The sequence below is a fragment of the Pedobacter frigiditerrae genome (assembly GCF_032678705.1).
Classification (GTDB): domain Bacteria; phylum Bacteroidota; class Bacteroidia; order Sphingobacteriales; family Sphingobacteriaceae; genus Pedobacter; species Pedobacter frigiditerrae_A.
Genome location: NZ_JAVTSS010000001.1, coordinates 842,604 through 864,324 on the forward strand (window position 1 = coordinate 842,604; position 21,721 = coordinate 864,324).

Annotated in this window: 10 protein-coding genes; all 10 read left to right on the top strand. The window is 36.1% G+C overall.

The genetic code is table 11. The annotated features are described in order from the left end of the window. Positions 1–575: 575 nt before the first annotated feature. Positions 576–2,792 (top strand): fasciclin domain-containing protein, encoded by a 2,217-nt coding sequence (locus R2Q59_RS03555; RefSeq protein WP_316783706.1) that lies wholly within the window; start codon positions 576–578, stop codon positions 2,790–2,792. 13 nt (positions 2,793–2,805) lie between these two features. Further along, positions 2,806–6,051, top strand: coding sequence for a SusC/RagA family TonB-linked outer membrane protein (locus tag R2Q59_RS03560; protein WP_316783708.1), 3,246 nt, complete (start codon positions 2,806–2,808; stop codon positions 6,049–6,051). Between the two features lie 6 nt (positions 6,052–6,057). After that, positions 6,058–7,533: a RagB/SusD family nutrient uptake outer membrane protein gene (locus R2Q59_RS03565; protein WP_316783710.1), complete on the top strand. Its 1,476-nt coding sequence runs from the start codon at positions 6,058–6,060 to the stop codon at positions 7,531–7,533. A 9-nt stretch (positions 7,534–7,542) separates the two neighbouring features. Beyond that, positions 7,543–9,348, top strand: a complete 1,806-nt coding sequence (locus R2Q59_RS03570; RefSeq protein ID WP_316783712.1) for a fasciclin domain-containing protein — start codon at positions 7,543–7,545, stop codon at positions 9,346–9,348. 61 nt (positions 9,349–9,409) lie between these two features. Continuing rightward, the gene (locus R2Q59_RS03575; protein WP_316783714.1) at positions 9,410–10,837 is read left to right on the top strand and encodes a fasciclin domain-containing protein; all 1,428 of its coding nucleotides are present in this window, start codon (positions 9,410–9,412) and stop codon (positions 10,835–10,837) included. Positions 10,838–10,867: 30 nt separating this feature from the next. Beyond that, positions 10,868–14,083, top strand: a complete 3,216-nt coding sequence (locus tag R2Q59_RS03580; RefSeq protein ID WP_316783717.1) for a SusC/RagA family TonB-linked outer membrane protein — start codon at positions 10,868–10,870, stop codon at positions 14,081–14,083. Beyond that, on the top strand, positions 14,083–15,846 hold the full coding sequence (locus R2Q59_RS03585; RefSeq protein ID WP_316783719.1) for a RagB/SusD family nutrient uptake outer membrane protein: 1,764 nt from the start codon (positions 14,083–14,085) through the stop codon (positions 15,844–15,846). The genes R2Q59_RS03580 and R2Q59_RS03585 overlap by 1 nt, the downstream gene beginning before the upstream one ends. A gap of 155 nt (positions 15,847–16,001) precedes the next feature. Beyond that, a complete protein-coding gene (locus tag R2Q59_RS03590; RefSeq protein ID WP_316783720.1) occupies positions 16,002–16,517 on the top strand; it encodes a hypothetical protein in 516 nt (171 codons plus the stop codon). A 221-nt stretch (positions 16,518–16,738) separates the two neighbouring features. After that, complete coding sequence (locus R2Q59_RS03595) at positions 16,739–18,028, top strand: glycoside hydrolase family 28 protein (RefSeq protein ID WP_316783722.1); 1,290 nt, start codon at positions 16,739–16,741, stop codon at positions 18,026–18,028. Between the two features lie 257 nt (positions 18,029–18,285). After that, on the top strand, positions 18,286–21,681 hold the full coding sequence (locus R2Q59_RS03600) for a DUF4450 domain-containing protein (protein ID WP_316783723.1): 3,396 nt from the start codon (positions 18,286–18,288) through the stop codon (positions 21,679–21,681). Positions 21,682–21,721: the final 40 nt, after the last annotated feature.

The following is a 21,721-nucleotide window of genomic DNA, read 5'->3' on the forward strand; positions in this document are numbered from 1 at the left end:
ATTTTTTATTTTTTTTAATAAAAAGGGCTAAAATTTTAAGGTTAAATAGCTAACTAAATCGATTTATACCACCGTTAGTGGCTATGCTATTTTTTGTGATAATATTTTATAATAAATTGACAGGATAGTACAGGACAGAATTTTGTTTATTAAATTTTAAATTTAGAGAGTTAAAATATTAACCAAATAACCATTAACCAAATTATAAATAGTTAGCAAAAGTTAACGCACTGTATGAAATAACCCTACTCTATATTCTTAATCAAATTATGAACAATCTGCCGATTAAGAAATTCAGTTTTTATTTCATTTAAATCAATTCAGGTGTAAAGATTTGCTTTGATTAATTTTCTCATTTTTTTTAATCGTCAGTTCGACGCTTATTGAAAGGAAAATAAGTAAGACTAAAAAAGAAACACATTAACCAACATATAAACTAACGTCGTTATTACTAAAGTATGGCATAAATTCTACTCATCATCTTCATTCATCTGTAATTTTCATATCTAATTGATTGGAGTGACTGTATTTTTCTTTGTCTTTAGGTAATAGCCGTTTTATTTAATAAAATAGCTATGAGTAAAAGTGTACTAAATTATCTAATTGTCTCTCTGACATTTATCTTTTTACTGACTGGTTGCAGGAAGAAAGAATTTGATGAATTTTATGGAAGGCCAGAGAATCTGGGCGATCCAATTTATCAGCAACTGCAACAAAAAGGAAACTTCACCAAATTTCTAGATGCCATCGATAAATCGGGTTACAAGGAAACCTTAAGTGCATCTGGTTCATGGACAGTTTTTGCACCCACTGATGCTGCGTTTGCAAAATTCATGACTGATAATAATATTACTACAATTACGCCAGAATTAGCTGCCTCAATTGTAAGATACTCGATGACTTATGATGGTGAGAAAGTAGAAAGATTAAGTGATTTTTTCTCTAATAAAGGTTTCATCAAAAACACAGCCTTTAGACGCCGCACGGTATATTATGATTTTGTTTATGATGCAGTTGATGCGAATGGGAATCCTATAAAAGCTATTGCTTCAAATCGTAATGGAAGTTTCATCAATACAGACTTTAATAATAAAAATGTACCTTATTATTTAACACCATTTATGACCTTTGCAAGTTTAACTGCTGCAGATTATAATTATTTCTATCCAGGCTCAACCTATACTGGTAGAAATGTTGGCCCTGCAAGTATTATTGATGGGCAATACAATATTTCTGCAGAAAACGGTGTAATCCATGTAATTGATAGGGTGTTAACTCCACCTTTAAGTATTGATCAATATGTGGGTTCAAAAAGCGAATACAGCGTATTCAAAAGTTTATTAGATAGATTTGTAACATATAGTCTTAACACTGATGTTTCTCATCGTTATGAAGTGTTGTCTGGTAAGCCAGGAAATGTATATGTTAAAAATTACGCAACCTTGTTATCATTTTCTCCTAATAATGAAAATTATTTACGTGTAGATGCAAACGATGCACAAAATGGTTCTTATAGTATTTTCGCACCAACCAATGAGGCTGTAAATGCTTATGCAAAAAGTACCCTGTTAAAATACTGGGGAAAAAGAGGGGTTAAAACCTTAAATGAATTATATGTGGTAGCACCTGATTTGATTAGGGATTTTGTGAACTCACATTTATTTACCACTACGGTATGGCCAAGTAAGTTTAATACAACTTTGAATGCTTTAAATGATGCAAGCAAGTTAAGCCCTACTAATGTAGTTGACAAACAAGCTTTAAGTAATGGATTTTTATATGGTGTGAATAAGGCACAAGATGCGAGTGTTTTCTCTACCGTTTATGGTAATGTAAACTTGGATCCTGATTATTTTATCATGAAACAAGCGTTGAATTTTTTCGGATTAACTTTTCCAATAAAAACAGCCTCACTGAATTATGCAGTGGTTATGATACCTGATGCCACCTTAAAGAAAATGGGTTTTTATTATGATGCATTCTTTCCATCAGCACCTATTAGAGGAGACAATGCAGCGCTTAAACGTATCTTACAAGCACACATTATCCCATTGGGAGATCGTAATCCAAATTTTGCTACTGGCTCAGGGATTTTAGAGACATCAAATGGAGAATATATTAAATATGCTAATGGTAAATTAAGTTCATCAGGTACTTCTGATAGTACATTGGTGGCTAAACAAACTATTCCAGTAGATTCTGTAAATACTGCTGTTAATGGTGTAGCTGTTTACGGGAAAGAGGCATTAACACCTACACCTTTGCAAATTGCTAGGCATATTGAACGTTATGGTACCTTAGTTACGGATCCTTATTATGATTTTTATCAATATTTAAAAACAAGTCAAATTTATAATGCCACTTCTGGAGCAATTAACGGTGTTTCGGATGGTGTTTTTTATACGGTTTTAATTCCTACTAAAGCCGCTATTGTACAAGCCGTAAAAGACGGTTTACTTCCTGGTAATTCAACTACAGGGGTTCCAACATATAATCCAACTGATTTTATAGGCATTAACCAGGTTTCTAGATTTATTCAATATCATATTATCAATAAAACAGCTATTGCAAGTGATGGTCAAAAAACTGGATCGTATGAAACATTATATAAAGATGATAATGGAAATACTTCACTTGTAAGGGTAACAACTAATACAACTAGTTCATTAATATTTACCGATGTTACCAATAGAACAGCAAATGCATTGTTGGGCCCATCAGATCGAAGTAATGTGCTTTCTAATCGAGCGGTAATTCATCAGATCAACAATTATTTAAAATATCAATTCTAAACTAAACGCAACGATGACTAAAAAATATATATACAGTTTTTGTTTAATTCTTTGCTGTGTGCTAGCCTCTATTATCGCTAAGGCGCAAGTTACTAACGTAAAGGGTAAGATTATTGATAAAAAAGACAAGGAACCTGTAATGGGGGCTTCTGTAGTAATCCTTGATAAAGACGACCGTATCGTAAGAGGGGTTTCTACGGATATTGATGGTAATTATTCGATTCCAGTTGCCAATCCAACTTATAAAATTAGGGTTTCCTTTATTGGGTATAAATCTACCAAACCCATCATTATTGATAAGGCAGTCATCAACTTTCAATTAGAGCCTGATGACACACAGATGGATGAAGTAAAAATTACATCTCGTGCTAAATCTAACAATGGAAGTGGAATGCAAATTGACAAACGAGATCAAACTTCAGCTATATCGACCATTAATGCCAAGGAATTAGAAGATATGCAAGCTGGATCGATTGATCAAGCCTTACAAGGTCGTTTATCTGGTATTGACATTACGGGTAGTGGTGACCCAGCTGCGCCGATGCAGATCCGTATTCGTGGTACCTCTTCTATAAATGGAGCAGTTGATCCTTTGATTGTAGTGGATGGAATGCCATATGATATTTCTGTACCCTCAGACTTTAACTTTGCCACTTCAGACGTAAGTAACTATGGACAGCTATTAAATATTGCACCATCAGATATTTTAGATATTAGCGTATTAAAAGATGCGGCTGCAACTGCATTGTGGGGTGCAAGAGCTTCTAATGGAGTTTTAGTAATTAACACAAAAAGGGGGGCAATTGGTCCTCCGGTAATTACCTATAATTTTAAGGGATCTTATTCAGATCAACCTGGACCAATCCCAATGTTAAATGGAAATCAATATTCTACTTTAATTTTAGAAGAATATTATAATGCTGGTCGCCAATTCTCAACTTCAGAGTTTGCTAAGCAATTTCAATATGATCGTAACGATCCTTATAACTATTATAATTTCAGTAATAACGTTAACTGGTTAGATGCCCTAACTCGTAAAGGATTTTTACAAGACCATAACCTTTCTATTTCTGGTGGTGGAGAAAAAGCAAGATATCGTGCCTCATTAAACTTTTTTAACAATTCAGGTACTACTATAGGCCAAAGCCTTGGCCGTTTAAGTACAAGGGTGAATTTAGATTATCAAGTATCTAGTAAGATTACCTTTAGTGCCGATTTGGTGTATACTCATATTGATAATCAAAATTTATATTCTGGTTCAATTAGAAATATTGCCTACCAGAAAATGCCAAATCAGGCTGTTTTTGAATATGATGAATACGGTAATATTACATCTAACTTTTTTAGTCCAGCAGCAACTGCTCAAGGAACTTATCCAGGTACTTATAATCCATTGGCTATGGCAAGCGCTGCCGAAAATCATCAATTGGGAGAAAAAGTAATACCGACATTCTCACTAAGATATATGATTTTACCAAATGTTACTTTTAGAGGTAGTTTCCAAGTTACAATTGACAATAGCAAAACCAAAACATTTTTACCGCAAATTGCAACAGGTAAACCATTTACAGATACTTATGTAAACCAGGCTTATGATGGTGATGGAGATACTTTTACCATGCAATCTAATATGACCTTGAGCTGGATTCCAAAATTGAAAAGCGACAAACATGATTTAAATCTATTTGCCCGTTTTGATAGTTATGATACAAGAAGGACTGGACAAAATATGTTTGTTTCTAATACTGCATCATCATTCCTTTCAGATCCTTCAATTGATGGGCGTACTAACAGTACGGGTTCTGCAGGTTCTAGCTATTCACAAACTAGATCAGTTGGTTTATCTTTTTCTGCTCAATATAAACTGCTAGATCGTTATATCATAAATGCCAGTGTTCGTGGAGATGGAAGTTCTCGATTTGGGACCAACCATAAATATGGTGTATTTCCAACTCTAGGTGGACGATGGAGGGTTTCTGGCGAACCTTTTATGAAAAAACTGAATAAATTTATTGAGGATTTAAGTATAAGGGCAAGTTATGGATTTAGTGGTAATCCACCTACACGTGATTATACCTTCTTAAATACCTACCAAAATTACGGTTTCAGTTATTTAGGTAATGCTGGGGTGTATTCTAACAATCTAGAATTATCTGAATTAAGATGGGAAAAAGTAACCCAAAGAAACGTGGGCGTGACCGCTTCTTTTCTTAAAGGAAATTTAAACCTAGATTTTGATATTTATAAAAAAACAACTGATGATTTATTCTCTAACGGTACACAAATACCTACTTATAATGGTTATGGTGCAGTAGACCTTAACATTGGTAAATTAGACAACCAAGGTTGGGAGTTTAGTGCTAGTTATATTCCAGTTAGAAAGAAGAATTTTAGGGTAGAAACCTTTTTCAATATCTCACAGAACGAAAACATCATTCGTGAATTATCACCTTATGCTCCACGAGAAAATAAAGGTAAAGTAACAGATAATAATGTTTTTAAAGTATTTGTACAAGAAAATAATCCTTTTGGATCATTCTATGGATTTAAGTTCAAAGGAATTTACAAAGACCTCAATTCTACCATCGCTTTAGATGAAAATGGTAATCAAATCATTGGTCCAAATGGACAAAAAGTTTACATGCGTTTTGCATATCCATCAATTGATTACACCTTCCAACCAGGAGATGCCATATATGAAGACATTAACCATGATGGTAACATCGATTATAAGGATATTGTATACATAGGTAATTCAAACCCAAAATATACCGGTGGTTTTGGTAGTAAGTTTACCTTGTTTGGTAACATTACCTTAGGTGCCAATTTTAGTTACCGATTAGGCAATGACTTGATCAATGGAACAAAAATTACCACAACGAATATGTATGGTTTTGCGAACCAAAGTACGGCAGTTTTACGTAGATGGAAAGCCGAGGGAGATGTAACCGATATGCCAAGAGCCGTTTACGGTGGTGGTTATAACTTTTTAGGCTCAGACCGTTATGTGGAAGATGGCTCTTACCTAAGGTTTAGGAGCGTGTCTGCTAAATATGATTTCAGTAAAAATTTCATGAAACGTTTAGGGATGAAAAGCCTAAGCGTGAACTTGATGATGGAAAATATCTACACCTTTACTAGGTATACAGGGCAAGATCCTGAGGTTAAAGTGGCATTGAATGGCTCAAATACAGTGGTAGATAACTCAACTACGCCTCCAATCAAAACAGTTACTTTAGGTTTAACCGCAAATTTTTAATTAGACATGAAAAAATTAATATATAGCATCAGTTTATTTACCCTAGTGGTATTAGGCACTTCGTGTAATAAATGGCTCGATTTGCAGCCTCGTGATGGGATTACTCGTCAAGAATTTTGGAAAACAAAAGAAGATATTCAAGCTGCTGTGGCAGGGATTTATACTTCTTTATTGGCTCCTCCTCCAGGCGTTGGTGATAAAGCACTTACAGAGTGGATGTTTATACATGGGGAGATTAGAGCCGATATGCTTGCAACCAATACAAATTCTGCACAAGACGAGCGTAATGCAGCAGAAGTTAATATTGTATCCAGTACATCATTGAGTAGTTGGGCATCTTTTTATCGTACCATTAATTATTGTAATACGGTTTTGGATTATGGCCCTGGAGTAAAAACAACAGACCCAACCTTAACAGACGTGCAATTGAATGCTTATACTGCAGAGGCTTTAACCATGAGGGCAATGATGTATTTTTATTTGGTTAGAACATTTAGGGATGTGCCTTTGAAACTGACTTCTACAGCAAAAGATACTGATTTACAAAACCTACCAAAAAGTACAGCCGCTATAGTTTTGGCACAAATTGTTTCAGATTTGAAAAAAGCAGAAGCTGGTGCTGTCAATACTTATGGTAATACGGCGTCTGATAAAGGTAGGATAACTAAATACACGGTTAATGCCTTATTGGCAGACGTTTACCTATGGATGGACAATTATACCGATTGTATCGCTGCTTGTAATAAAGTCATCAATTCTCAACTTTATGCCTTGCAAAACGGAAACGGATCTTGGTATACAAACGTATTTTATAATGGTAGTTCTACAGAAACCATCTTTGAATTAAGTAACAAGAATTCAGTAAATAATATCTTTTATAACCTATTGGTTCAGTCTAAAAGACGTTTCACTACAACAAATTATACTTTAACAGATGTTTTTCCTGCAGATGATGTTGATCCAGATCGTTTTTTTGACATTAGAGCAGGGGAATTTTTTAACAGTGGCGATTTATCAGTAGTTAAATGGGGTACAGAAAACCCATCCTATGTAAATTGGCAAGCCTATAGAATTTCTGATATCATGTTGTTAAAGGCAGAAGCTTTGGCAATGACAGGTGGGGGGGCTGAGGCGATTACTATTATTAATGACATTAGATTAAAAAGAAATGCAGTAACAGCTTCCGCGCAAACACCAGATCCAGGTGATGCAGATGCTATAATAGATTACATTTTAGCAGAACGTTCTCGTGAATTTGCCTTTGAAGGTAAACGTTGGTTTGATTTGTTGCGAGTTGCTAAAAGAGAAAACTACAGAAGAATAAGTGTTTTACTCGATATGGTTTCAAGAACGGTATCTCCACTTATTCAACAATCTGCCATCACTAAATTTAGAGATGTAAACAGTCACTATATGCCAATTGCAGATGCAGAACTTTTTGCAGACCCATTATTGGTTCAAAATCCATTTTACACGAAATAAATGATCATCATGAGAAATAATTTCAATGTTCGCAATTTTGCCATAGTGGCAGTAATTTGCACTTTAACTCTATTATTTATCAATTCTTGTAAACAAGAGCAGTATACTCAAAGTACAACGGATGACGTAAATATTACTGGTTATTTGGATAAGTATCCAGATCAGTTTTCGTTAATGACACAAATCATTAAACGATCAGGGACTGCTGGGTATTTAGGAGCTTATGGTAAGTTTACCTTGTTTACTCCAACAAATGAAGCCATCACTGCTTGGTTAAAAAGTAATAACAAAACTGGTGTAGATCAACTAACTGTTGAAGAGGCTAAAAATATGGTTAAATACCATTTGCTACCTGATACCGTAGCAACCAATCGCTTTTCTGATGGTAAATTGGCTCAAATCACTTTGTATGGTCAATACCTGCAAACAGGTGTTAAAAATGAGGCTGGAGTGAGTAGTTATATTGTTAATAAACTAGCGAAAATTACACAATCTAATGTTCGCTTGGGCAATGGTATTGTTCACGTTATGGACCACGTGCTTATTCCAGCTAGTTTAAGTCTAGCAAAAAGCATAGAGGCTAATCCTCGTTATACCTATTTTACGCAAGCATTTAAGGAAACAGGATTTTATGATTCTTTAAACGTAGATGGTGCAACAGTTATAGATACAACCAGAAGATTTCAAACGGTTATCCTAGAATCAGATTCTGCATTAAAAGCTGCTGGATTTGCCACTTATGCCAGTTTTAAGGCTAGGTATTCTAAATCAGGTAATCCAAAATTACATAGTGATAGTTTATGGTTATATATGGCTTACCACATTTCTACTGGGCCTACTTATGTGCCAGATATCATTTCTACACCCGCTATTTACACCTTAGCACCTAAAGAGGTAATTACCACCAAATTTGCTGGACAAAGCGTGTTGTTAAATGAAGACGAGTTTGCGGGTGTTATCGAGCCAGGTGTAGAAATCAATAGAACTTATAGTGATGTAACAGCATCAAATGGAGTGCAACACGAGGTTAAAAAACCATTTACCATTAAGGTTCGTGTACAGGCCCCAGTTTATTGGGATGTTGCCGACCAACCTGAGCTAAGAGCGAATCCGAAATGGAGAGGTGCAGCCGCCGCTACAATTGGCTTATATCCTAACAACGTACCCTTATTAAGTGGTGTTATCTATAATGATTTAGCAAAAGTAACCCAAGGGAGTAACTATGATTACGTAACGGTGCCAAATGCATCACGTAAATACAATTCCAATGATATGCTAAATATGTCTGTAGGTTCAAGCACTGCTAGGTTACAATGGTTTGAATTAAGAACTCCGATGTTGGTGAAAGGTAAGTATAAAGTTTGGATTTGTTACGCAGCGAATACAGCATCTGTAGCATTTCAAGTAGGCTTTGATATAGGAAGACAAAATCCACAAACCTTGTTAAATACCGTGGATTTTAGGCAAGATCTTTCTTCTTCGGGTGTAACTTCATCTACAGCAGCAGCGACTGACGCAGATGCTAAAATGCTGACAAATGGGTTTAAACGATACATGGCTACAACAGCTGATACACAGGGGACATTAAAAGGGCTAAATCAAATTAATACCACAGGGTGGAATTTAAGTGTGGGTCGTTTAGCAGGGGTTATTGATGTACAAACTACCGATAGGCATTGGCTAAGATTAACTTTACTTGCAGGTGGTGGAAATACAAGTACAACTTGGTTAGACATGATTCATTTTATACCGGTAGATGCAGAACAAGGGTGGCCTAGGTTTTCTACACAAGGTGTTGTATTTCAAAAACCATAAGGCTTAAAAATTAATAAAAAGTGGAGTATGCAAATTCTCCACTTTTATAAAAGATATCATAATGAAGAAAAATATACTGAATTCTTTCCTATTGCTAGCTACCCTGATCGTTTTAGGAAGCTGTAAAAATGTGATGGATGAACATTTGGAAGTAACCAATGTAGATAATACAGTTAACTTAAGTGAAAAAATTGGTGCACAAGCTAGCATAAGTAAGTTCAATAGCTATCTTGTAAGTACAGGTTACGATAAAGTTTTAGCTGGTTCTCAATCTTACACGGTATGGGCACCAACGGATGCAGCTTTGGCTAGCTTAGATGTTTCCATAACTAACGATCCAACAAAATTGAAAGATTTTGTGGCCAACCATATTTCCTTAACTACTATTGCTGCTTCTAAAGGTGTAACAGATACCATAAAGGTTAATTTACAAAATGGCAAATTTGCAACGGTTGTTGGTCCCAGCTTTGAAGAAGCGGCTATAGTTGGAGCTGGCCAATTTGTTAAGAATGGAGCATTGTACATCATTGATAAGGCAGTGCCTACTAAACTAAATGTGTGGGATTATTTACTGACGAGTGGAGATGCTCCTTTGCAAACCAATTACATCAGTAATCTAACAGGTTTAGTAATCGATACGGCAAAAGCAACCATTATTGGTTACAATACCAATGGCACACCTATTTTTGCGCCTAATCCTCCAATGGTAAGTAGAAATACTTACTGGAATTCGACAGCTGACTTACGTGCTGAAAACCAGCAATTTACTTTTTTTATGATACAAGATGCTGGCTTCACTGCAGAAGCAGCTAAGCTATCAACTTATTACCCAAATTTTACGCAATCTGCATTGGTTAAAGATCTTGCTGTTAAGGGCCTTTATACTATCGATAAATTGCCTGATACTTTAATTTCCACCAGAGGGGTGAAAATTCCTATCAATAAGACAACTATTCAAAAATCATATCGTGCCAGTAATGGTATAGTATATGTTGTAAATGCTTTACCATTTAGGTTAAAGGATAAAGTCCCTATTTTTAAAATTGAAGGAGAAAAACCTTTTTCATTTAGATCAGATAGGTCTGGAAATACATTATATAGAACGAAATTAGATAACAACGGCATAAAATATAATGATATTGAAGTTTATAACCATGGTGTATCAGATTATTACATTAACTATATATATGCTCAAATGCCTGTGGTTAAATACAAGGTTTATGCTAGGGCAATCTCAGGAGCAGCTGGAGATTCACAAGTGGCCAATTTTACACAAAGGTTTTTTATCTATAATCCTACAACTTTAGTTTATGATTTGTTTGCCACACAAATAGTAACTCCATTAAATTATGGGGAAGTATTGCTGGGAGAATATACTCCCCAGCAATTAGGATTATTTCAATTGAGGTTACAATCGGCCGCAAGTTCAAGTGTAAATGTAAATACGCTCATCTTGGATTATTTGAGATTTGAACCAATCCTTCCATAAACTCAAATTAACCAACTCAAAAAAACGACTATGTATAATTTTACCATTATAAAAAAGGGACTTTTATTGCTGTCTTTCAGCATATTGGGCGTAGCGTCTAGCTTTGCACAAACAGATACGGTCCAATACAGTACAGATACCACTACCGTTAAAATCCAAAACGTTAAGTTGACAGGTGAAAAAATAAGCGGATTGGTTATAGATGGCAACACCAAAAAACCATTAATAGGAGTAAGGCTTACCGTGGCTAATTTTTCTGCAGCATTAACAGATGATAAAGGAAAGTTTGCGATTACCGTGCCCAATTACAACTCTACCATTGCTGTAAGTTTTGTAGGCTACCATACCAAAATAGTACCCGTTCATAAAGGGAAATTGGCCACAATTATCATTTGGCCAGATACTTATAACTCTGTATTTACAGAAGTAGATTTACCAATGGGTAAACAGAGTTTGGCACGTACCTCTGCAGCGGTTGATGTTTTTAAACCTCAAGGGGCTTGGAATAACAACTCTGAAACTCCAATGAGCGATGTACAAGGTAAATTGACTGGTTTAAACGCCATCAGAAAATCTGGAACACAAGGCATTGGAGCTGATGTTTTTATAAGAGGCTTCTCCTCATTATATGCCACAAACCAACCTTTGTATGTAGTTGATGGAATGATTTATGATGTGAACAGTTATGGCGCTTCACTAACATTAGGTCATAGGAATAATCCTTTACAAGGTATAGATTTGCGTGACATAGAAAGTGTAACCTTGATTAAAGATGCTGCTGCAACAGCCGTATATGGTACAAAAGCCGCAAATGGTATATTATCTATCACCACAAATCGTGCAAAAGATTTAGCTACTCAAATTGATTTTTCGGCCTATGCAGGAATCAACCTTAAACCAAAAAACTTAGCAGTAATGGATGCGGCCGATTACCGTATCTATTTAACCGATGTATTGTCAAGTCAAGGCTTAACGGCTGCACAAATTGCTGCCAAACCTTATATGAATGATAATACTGATCCAGTTGCCAATCCAACTTATTATATGTATCATAATAATACCAATTGGCAAAAAGAAGTATTAAAAAGTTCTTTTGATCAAAATTACTATGTGAAAGTATCAGGTGGTGATAATATTGCAAAATATGCGCTATCTGTAGGTTATTTATCTGATAAGGGAGTAATTGATTCTACTGGTAATAATAGATATAACATGCGTTTTAATAGTGATTTGAACTTAACTAAAAAGTTGCAAGCAAACACTAATCTTTCCTTTACCTATACCGAACAAAGATTAAAGGATCAAGGCATCGCACCAATTACTAACCCGATATTTTTGTCGTTAGTTAAAGCCCCTTTCTTGGCAGTTAATGAAGTTAGCTCAACTGGTGCAGTTTCGCCTAACTTGGCAGATTATGATACTTTACAGGTAAGTAATCCTCGTGCTTTGATAGAAAAAGGATTGAACCTGAAAAAAGCTTATCGCTTTTTTGGAAACATCAATTTCGACTACACTTTTAGCAAATCCTTTAAAATATCTAATTTAACTGGGGTAACTTATGATAAAACACAAGAAACAACTTTTGTACCTCGTAAAGGAGTAGCCAATTATGTATTACCTACAACCTTTGGAGATAGTAGATCAGGAACACAAGTGATTAGGTATTTTAGTGTATTTGATGATTTAAGGTTAACCTTCGATAAAAAAATAGGACAGGCGCATAATATACATGCAGTTGCAGGTACACGTTTCATGTCTAGCCAAAGTGAACAAGATAATGCCATTGGTTATAATACTGCAACGGATGCATTAATTGGTATTGGAAACACCAATGCTGCTTTACGTTATTTAGGTGGGGATTTAGGTAGGTGGAGTTCGTTAAATAGCTATTTAACTGCAGATTATAATTATAAAGAGACCTATTATGTAAGTGCTGCAGTAGCCGTAGATCAGTCTTCACGTTTTGGTAGAGCAGATATCTCTAAAAGTTTCCTAAGTGGTAAAACTGCCATATTACCTGCACTAAGTGCAGCATGGTTAATCTCATCTGAAGATTTTATGCGTGATTATAAATACATCGATTTATTAAAACTAAGAACTAGTTTAGGATATGTTGGTAATGATGATATTGGCAATTATAATAATAGACAATATTATGTGTCGCAAAATTTATTAGGCTTACAAGGCTTGGTACGTGGAAATGTTGCCAATCCAAATATCCAATGGGAAGAGATACTGAAGTTTAATTTTGGTGCTGATATGTCTGTATTTAATGAGCGCTTAAGTTTAAGCATTGATTACTTCCAGAATACTACTTATAATATGTTAACCTACGTACCGATTAATTCTGTTGGCGGTATTACTACTTTTATAGATAATCAAGGTACTTCTAGAATGAGAGGTTTTGAATTAGGCTTAAATGGCAGGATTTTAAATAATAACTTAAAATGGGATATTGGCGTTAACCTAGGTACTTATAAAAATGAAATTAGAAATCTTCCTGGTAGTGCAGATATCATCACTACTTATGCAGGCGGTACTTACTTAACTAGAAAAGGTGAAACTGCCAATATGTTTTATGGACATAGAACTAATGGTGTGTATGCGAGCGATGCAGAGGCTAGTGCTGCAGGGTTGTCTATCATAAATGCTGGTGGTGTAAAAGTTCCATTTAAAGGAGGTGATATGAGATTTGTTGATACCAATGGTGATAAAATAGTTGATGATGCGGACCGTACTATTATTGGTGATCCAAATCCAGCACTTTATGGTAGTATAAATAATTCATTTAATTATAAAAGATGGGATTTGTCTATTCTATTTTCTTTTGTAACAGGAAATGATCTTTATAATTATACTCGTGCTCAATTAGAATCTGGTAGTACTTATTATAACCAAACTGATGCCTTAAGAAATAGATGGAGAGGAAATGGTCAGGTAACTAATGTTCCTAAAGCATCATTTGGTGACCCAATGGGTAATGCAAGATTTTCTGATCGTTGGATAGAGGATGGTTCTTATTTACGTTTGCGCACCGTCAACTTGAGCTACAATATACCTATGAAAACAAAAGGTATCAAATATGTAAAAGTATATGGTACGGCTAATAATGTATTTACCTTGACCAATTATTTAGGTTATGACCCAGAGTTTAGTGCAGGTTCTAGCATCTTTAACCAAGGTGTAGATACAACGCTTGAACCACAATTTAGATCGTTTCAGTTGGGAGTTAGAGTTGGATTATAATGAAAACATATAAAAAGATAATGATGAATTTTAATAGAAAAGTTATTGCAATTGTAGTGGTAACCCTGCTTGCAACAGGTTCATGGTCTTGCAAAAAGGATAATGAATCACCAGAAGATAAGGTAGACATCAGTAATGCTTATAGAAACTCATCAGATGCTGATGCTGCTGTGATTGGTATCTATGGACAGTTTTTGGGCTTGCATAAATCATTTATTTTACAAAATGAATTACGAGCTGATTTAATGGATGTAACTGCTAACGCCGACCCTTATCTGCGTCAATTATCAAATCACACCACTACTAAAGATAATCCTTACATAGATCCACGCCCATATTATTCAGTAATTTTAAACTGTAATGATGCGCTGAAAAATTTTACCATAATGGTGCGTGACAAGAGAATGAGTGTAGATGATTACAATAAACACTACTCTGATATTGGTGCATTGCGTAGTTATATTTACCTGCAATTAGGGATACAGTATGGTAGTATTCCTTATATTACCGATCCAGTAGAAAATGTAGATGATTTAAAAAATTTAAGTAACTTTCCTCGTATCACTTTTGATCAACTTTTAGATAAATTACTTGCTTTTACTCAGGCATTGCCTTATCAAGAAGTTTATTCTTATCCTACTGGTAATCCTTTAGTAGTTACGGTAGACGGAAATACGACTGAAAGAATGTTTATTAGTAAACCAGCTTTTCTAGCAGATTTATACCTGTGGAAAAACAATTATACCAAAGCAGCTGAAAACTATATCAAGATTTTTGATTTAGAGAATACCAACCCAGAATTTAATAAATCTTTCAGTTGGTATAAGGTAACATACGATACAGGGCCTTGGGCAGATGCAACAGTTCGTTATGGAAGATCTCAGGATGAAAATACTTTGCTTTATGATGTCGGTTGGAAAAGTATGTTTTCTATTTCTACAACAAATAGAGCATGGTTAGGCGAGTTTTTATGGGGCATACCATATAATTCAAGCTTTAAGCCTGGAAATCCGATGTTTGACCTTTGTTCTCAACAATATGGTAAATACCTAATTAAACCTTCTCAAGTTGCTATAGATAATTGGAATGCCCAGCGTCAAGGTAATGGTATACCGTACGATGCTAGAGGTAGATTATCATATTCTACAAGTGCTGCCGGCCCTATGATTACCAAATTAACCGATAATAATCTCATAGCTTCTATGTTTAATAAGGAAGGTAAATGGACACTATATCGTGCTACCCTTCTTCACCTTCGCTACGCCGAAGCTGCTAATCGTGATGGTAAAGGTAAGTTAGGTTGGGCACTTATGAATAATGGAATTATCAATACCTTCTATACAGGTACAAGAACCGCAGCAGGTACACCGGCTCCAGTTTCGTTTGATGATATTGCTTCAATGAGATCACCTTATGCTGCACCTTATTTTATTGATGCTTCAAGTAATACAGATTTTAGAGGGCCTTGGTATAGAAATGTTGGTGTTAGAGGTAGAGTTGGTGTAACTCCAATAGATATCAGCTATCAAACAGATTTACTAGGTTTGGAAGGTAAATTAATTGACGAAGCTGCTTTAGAAACCGCCTTTGAAGGTAACCGTTGGCCAGATTTAGTGCGTATCGCAACAAGGGAAAATAATCCAGCATTTTTAGCTGATCGTGTCTATCAGAAATTGTTAAAGGCTGGAGACCCGAATGCATCAGCCACTAGAACAAAATTAATGAACCCAGCCAATTGGTATTTGCCATTTGATTGGAAGTAAATAAGATTAACATCTCAAAGCGGGTTCATTTATTTGAACTCGCTTTTTTTTTTAAATGAAATTTAATAAATCACATTCGTCAACAATATGAATAAGATATAGGAGTAAGCCGAAAATCCTTCAAAGAGTAGGCGTTTGCTAAAAATTTTATTGTTATGAAAAAAACATCTTTAAAATCTTTACTGTTTTTGATTTTACTTGCTTGTATCTCATTTGTAGGGACTGCACAAACTGTGATATGGAACCCTGTTATTTACGGCCCAAGTTCTGGTACTTATTCAGTATCTTCTAACAGTACCACTTATACCTATGATAGTGATTTGTTGTATGCCAAATTTTCTTTAGATACTAATGGACATACCATTCATTATGACATATTGGTTAAATATATATCTATAAATACTGGAGGTATGAAAGGCGAATTTCAGTCTACTATTGGACAAGATACTGGGCCTGGTACAATATATGCTACGCAATTTTTAGCCTGGAATGATCCAACATCCCCTTATTATTGTCCATACCCAACTGGATCCACATATTCTTATAGCGGGTCTTGCGAAATCGGAACAGAAGAGACCGCCTATTGGATGCACGCATCTGTAATGTTCTGGAATGAAGATGATTATATTGAATGGTCAGATATTCTATTATATCCCCAAATTACGAGATAAGTTTTACGTAAGTAAGCAAGTAATAACGCCCCACCCGCCTAAAAGAAAATTTTTTAGGTGGGTTTTTTTGCTTTTATTTTAATCATAAGAGTATTTAAATATTTTGGTAATTACAGCATGGTACAGGATGATTTAATGTAATATAAGTGATAATTTAAGCGGTAATTTCTTTCTAGCCTCATTTATGTGCTAGCTTGTTAAATTAAAGACCAAATATCCTTATGAACATCAAAAAAATTATCTTCGCGGCAATTTTTGCCTTTCTAGCCAATCAATTAGCTGCCCAAGAATACATCATCACCAAATTCGGTGTTAAAAATGATAGCACGCTACTGCAAACCAAAGCCATCCAGCAAGTAATTGATAAAGCCTTTGCCAAGGGTGGAGGAACAATTGTTATCCCTAAGGGAACCTATTTAAGTGGGGCACTTTTTTTTAAGAAAAAGACGAAATTGCGTTTACAAGAAGGCGCTGTTTTAAAAGGTTCTGATGAAATTAAGAACTATCCATTTATTCCATCTCGTATGGAAGGACAAAGTCTAAAATACTTTGCGGCGCTAGTTAATGCTTATCAAGTAGATGGTTTTAGCATCAGTGGACCAGGTGAAATTAATGGCAACGGACTTAAGTTTTGGAAGCAGTTTTGGGCAGGCAGAGATTCTGTAGCGAAAATAAAAAAGACATTAACCAATCTAGAGGTAAGTAGACCCCGTTTAGTTTTCATTTGGGGAAGTAACAATGTGAAAATCCAAAATGTGAAGTTCCGTAATGCTGGCTTTTGGACTACCCATTTATACCAATGTAATAATGTGTTAATTGAAAATGCAGATATCCGTTCGCCTTTTAAACCTGTAAAAGCACCTAGTACAGATGGAATAGATATTGATGTTTGTAAAAAAGTAACCATAAGAAACTGTTACATCTCTGTAAATGATGATGCCATTTGCATTAAGGGTGGCAAAGGACCAACAGCACATCAATTACCTGAAAACGGAATGGTAGAAGATGTACTGATAGAAAACTGTACCATTGGTAATTCTCATTCTACTTTAACATTTGGTAGTGAAAGCATTCACGCTAAAAACATCATCATGAGAAATTGTGTGGTTGATAATACTTGCCCCATCTTAAAGTTCAAAATGAGGGGAGATACTTTTCAGCTTTTTGAAAATATTACCATCGAAAACATTACTGGGAAATCTGGTGCTATCATCGATTTAAATCCTTGGACACAGTTTTTTGATTTAAAAGGTAGCACAGTAAAACCTTTCGGTACCATCAAAAATGTAACGATGAAAAACATCAAGGTAGAAAGCGTAAAGTTTGGTGAAATGAACGGTAATCTACCAGATCAGGTGAGTAATTTTTTATTTAAGGATATTACAGTTACCACAAAAAACGGGATTTTACCGAACAAATATGATGATGTTAAATTTGAAAATGTTATGGTGAATGGAGCGCCATTGGTGGTTAAAAAAGTAAATACAGTAGGTAAGGATACTAGTCAATAGGGGATTTATTTCGCGTCATCTCGACGATAGAGCCTGTCCCGATTTATCGGTAAGAGATCTTCGAGATGATTTTATTGACAGATATCTCCTCGCTGCGCTGCGTTATGACGTTCTAGAGACCTGGGATACCAGTCGATAGGCATGAAGTAGGTTGCCTTCCAAGTTATAGTGAAGTTTAGAGGTTAGAGAGGAGGGTTTAGGATAATTTCTCAATAATTTCTGATCCTTGTAAAAAATAAATTGAATTTAAAAACCTAATGAAAAACCTAATCGTACTTATTCTTTTTCTGTTCCTAAATATAAACTTATCCTTTGCACAAGAACTTTACCCACCACTTTTGTCAAAAGAAAATTGGCACAAGGAGCAAAGAGCGCTTAGATATCAACCAAAAGGTAAAGATTTTGTCATTCATAATGGTAATCGTCGTTTCACGAGAGCATTATATGGCACCCATACGGCTTTTAGGGTAGAGGCTGGTGATTTACCTGAATTTGCCTTGTTCATGCCAGGAATGGGAGGTAATCTAAAATTAGGCTTACTTTCTGGAAAACAAAGCAAGTGGCTTACTGCAGCAGCAAGCATCACAGCTACGTACAGACCCGGTTCAATGCTTTATGACATTAAAGATCCGATGTTGGGTAGTGGGACTATGCACCTCAGCATCTTGGCATTGAGTAAAGGCGAAGGTTTGGTGGTTAAAGTTCAATTTGAAAATGTTGTACAAGATGTTAAGCTTTTTTGGGCTTTTGGTGGAGCGGGAGGAAATCCTTTCTCTAGGTCAGGGGATATGGGGCCAGACCCAGAATCTGCATTTTACCTAAAGCCAGAAAGCTGTTTAGACAATGTGTTTAAAATTAACAGCCATCATTTTTCTTTGACCTACGGGAAAGGCAAATCCTTGCTGGGTTCATTTCCTTCGAGCGACCTAAAAATTTCAGATGCTTCCAATCAGGAGTCTCCTGCCATCATGTATACCTCTAACGCACAGAGATCTCCAGTGTTAACCGGACGTTTGCAGGTGGAAAACAAAAAAGATTTTTATGTCTTGATACAAAACCCCGATGCCAAGGGTGCCGACATCAAAACGGCTGCTGCCGTAGCTTTTCAAGAAGCAGAAAATACCAGAAAAATATTAGTCAACAGAATTCAGGTAGATACGCCAGATCCCTTTTTTAATACATTAGGAGGAACCATTAGCGTGGCATCAGATGCGAACTGGGAAGCACCTTCCTATTTACATGGCGCCATAGGTTGGCGCATGCGTTTGAATGGCTGGCGTGGTCCCTACACAGCTGACCCTTTAGGTTGGCATGATCGTGCACGTCAGCATTTCAGTTCTTATGCTAAGTCGCAGGTGCTCGAACCCGCTAATGGTCCGGTAGTAGCAGATACGGCATTAAACTTGGCTAGGTCAAAAGAGCAATTGGGAACTGCGATGTTCTCTCGTGGTTATATCTCTAGAGAACCTGAGGGTAAAACCTTGCGTGCGCATCATTATGACATGAACCTTGTTTATATTGATGCCTTATTATGGCATTTGAACTGGACGGGCGATTTGGCTTATGCTAAAGAAATATGGCCAGTTATACAAAGGCACTTGGAGTGGGAAAAACGAGTATATGATCCTGATGGCGATGGACTTTACGATGCCTACGCCGTTATATGGGCTAGTGATGCACTGTATTACAATGCTGGAGCTGTAACTCACAGTTCTGCCTATAACTATAGAGCCAATGCAATGGCTGCAAAAATTGCTACCTTGTTAAAAGAAGATCCATCAATCTATCAAACTGAAGCAGATAGGATATTGAAGGCGATTAATGCGCAGCTTTGGATGCCTAAAAAAGGTTGGTATGCTGAATATAAAGATGCCATGGGCTTAAAACAGTTACATCCAGCTGCGGCATTGTGGACAATTTACCATAGCGTAGATTCTGATGTGCCAGATGCTTTTCAAGCCTATCAAAGTTTACGTTATGTAGATACTGAAATTCCGCATATTCCAGTTCGAGCAACTGGATTACCTGATAAAGGATATTATACACTTTCTACTACCAATTGGATGCCTTATGAATGGTCGTTAAACAATGTGGCCTTGGCCGAATCAACGCATACTGCATTAGCTAATTGGCAAGCTGGGCGTACAGAAGAAGCCTTTAAACTATGGAAAAGTGAAATCTTAGCCAGTATGTACCTAGGTGGCAGTCCGGGTAACTTTGTTCAAATTTCTCATTATGATGCCATTAGACGTGAAGCCTATCGGGATTTTGGTGATCCTGTAGGTATGAGTTCAAGGGCATTGGTAGAAGGTTTATTTGGCTTCGTGCCAGATGCCCTGCACAAAACATTGCTAATTAGACCGGGCTTACCTGCTGAGTGGGACCACGCTTCCCTTAAAATACCTGATTTCTCCTTTGGTTTTAAAAGAACTGGAAACAAGGACGTTTATACGCTAGTTTCGAGATTTGAACAATCACTCCATTTAAAAATGAGAGTAAAGGCTCGAGGTAATAATTTATTATCAATAACCGTAAATGGTAAACCAGTAAAATGGAACAATGTGGCATCGGCCATATCAAGTCCAGAAATTGAATTTGAAAGTCCAGCTGCCAAAAACTATACGATAGCGATGGTGTGGTCGGGACAGAAGATGACAAGTCCTGTAATTAAGCCATTTTATAAGCCTGGTGATCAATTAAACATTAGTTTCCCAAATGCGGTCATCACAAAAATATTCGACCCACAAGAGATTTTAGATAAAAGCGAATTTACTGGTAACAGGCTAACTGCATTAGTTAAAGGACAGGCTGGAAACCGTACCACATTTGTGCAGCTTAAAAATGGAAAGTTCAGCTATTGGTTTCCTTTGTGCTTTGAGGTGGGTGCTATTGTGCCTGCACAAAAACCGGTTAACCTGGATGCTGTAGAATGGAAAACTCAAAAGTTTGAAACACAGGATATTTCTGCGCTCTTTAATGATAAAGTAACACAGCTATTCAAGAATAAGTATTTGTCTCCAAGGCCAAAAACAACAACTTTGCAAATTCCTGTTCAAGGTATTGGCGATTGGCCACATCCAAAGGCAGATGCAGAAATTAATGATGTAGGATTGAGAAGTCTAGCGGGTAATGAAAATCAGTTTACACTTCCTTCTGGTATTCCATTTAAAACCCCGAGTGATCCTGCTAAAAGAAATATTCTATTTACTTCCCGTTGGGATAACTTCCCTGCAACCGCTGAAATTCCCTTGTCTGGGAAGGCAAAGACCGCCTTTTTACTGATGGCTGGATCTACCAATCCGATGCAAAGCAGGATGGACAATGGAATGGTTACAGTTGAATATACAGATGGTAGCAGCGAGCAATTGGCATTACGCAATCCAGAAAACTGGTGGCCTATAGAACAAGACATGTACATTGATGGTGGCGCCTTTACCACTGGGGCACAACGACCGATTAGAATTCATTTAAAAACCGGAAAAATAATTACTGAGCGTGAAGCAAACAATTGGAATGGTAAATTTATTAATGGTGGTGCAGCTACTGCAATTGGTCTTAAGCTTGATCCCAATAAAACTTTGCGTAAACTTAAATTAACAACCTTGTGTAATGATGTAATTATTGGGTTGATGGCAGTTACTTTAATACGATAAAAAAGGTTGGTTATTAAAATAAACTTTTCTTTAGGTTAAT